The sequence below is a fragment of the Phytohabitans sp. LZ39 genome, assembly GCF_059359075.1.
Map to the genome: position 1 here is coordinate 1 of NZ_JCADBM010000057.1, position 1,325 is coordinate 1,325.

Here is a 1,325-nt window from a genome sequence, read left to right on the forward strand (position 1 = left end):
TGAACCGCCCCGGGTTCTGTGGAGACTTCAGTGGTTGACTCCAGCCACCGCGCGAGGCTGGTGTTGAGCGTAGTAGGTCGATTCGTGTTCGTCTGGCGGCACATGGTCGATGGCGGAGTGCAGCCGTGTGGTGTTGTACCAGTCCACCCATTCGGCGGTGGCCAGTTCGACGTCGGCTAGGCCGCGCCACGGCCCGCGGGGCTTGATCAGTTCGGTCTTGTACAGGCCGATGGTGGACTCCATGAGCGCGTTGTCCAGGGCGTCACCGACGCTGCCGACCGAGGCGTCGATCCCGGCCTCGATCAGGTGGGTGGTGAACCGGAACGACGTGTACTGACTGCCGGCGTCGCTGTGATGGATCAGGCCCGGTCCGATCGGCCGGTGGTGACGATCTCGTCGCCATAGGGCCATGTCCAAGGCGGCCAGCACCAACGGGGTGCGCTTGTTGGTTGCGGCGGACCAGCCCACGATGGCGCGGGAGTAGACGTCGACGACGAACGCTACGTATACCACCCCCGCCCAGGAGGCGACGTGCGTGAAGTCGGCTACCCAGGCCTGGTTTGGTCGCGGCGCGGTGAAGTCCCGGTTGAGTCTGTCGCCGGCGCGCTGGTGCCGCGGATCCGGCACTGTGGTGCGGATCTTCTTACCCCGCGCCGCGCCGGCCAGGCCGGCGCGGCGCATCAGCCGCTCCACCGTGCACCGGGCTACCCGGTGGCCCTGCCAGCGCAGCTGGTGCCAGATCTTGCGGGCTCCGTACACGCCGTAGTTCGCCGCGTAGATGTCATGGATCAGCACCAACAGTTCCTCGTCGCGCTGCTGCCTCCTCGAGGGCGGCCGGGCCTTGGCCGCCCAGTAGCCGCTCGGTGCGATGCTGACCCCGTGCGCACGCAGCACGCGGCAGATCGGCTCGACCCCACCGAACCGGTCACGGTGCTCGTCAATGAACCTCACGAGCGTGTCGTAGGCCGGTCCAGCTCGGCCGCGAAGAAAGCCGACGCGGCCTTCAAGATCTCGTTCGCCCGCCGCAGCTCAGCGTTCTCCCGCCGCAACCGCTTCAGCTCCGCCGACTCATCCGACGTGGTACCCGGCCGCTGCCCGGCATCCACCTCAGCCTGACGCACCCACTTACGCAACGTCTCCGCAGTACCGATCCCGAGCCGCTGCGCAACCGCACCGATCGCGGCCCACTCCGAGTCGTAGTTCGGCCGCACCTCCGCGACCATCCGCACCGCCCGCTCACGCAACTCCAGCGGGTACACAACCGATCTCGCCACCTGTCGATCCTTCCCAATCCGGGAAGCCTCTACAAGATCCGGGGCGGTTCA

The 1,325-nt window shown here is 67.6% G+C and carries 1 protein-coding gene; it reads right to left on the reverse strand.

What is annotated here, in order from left to right; genetic code table 11:
* Positions 1 to 27: 27 nt before the first annotated feature.
* Positions 28 to 1,223, reverse strand: a protein-coding gene (locus AC5L36_RS45305; protein WP_441225304.1) for an IS3 family transposase whose coding sequence is annotated in 2 segments (ribosomal slippage) — positions 28 to 992 and positions 992 to 1,223 — 1,197 coding nt in all. Because the reading frame shifts where the segments join, the coding sequence is not laid out codon by codon here.
* Positions 1,224 to 1,325 lie beyond the last annotated feature (102 nt).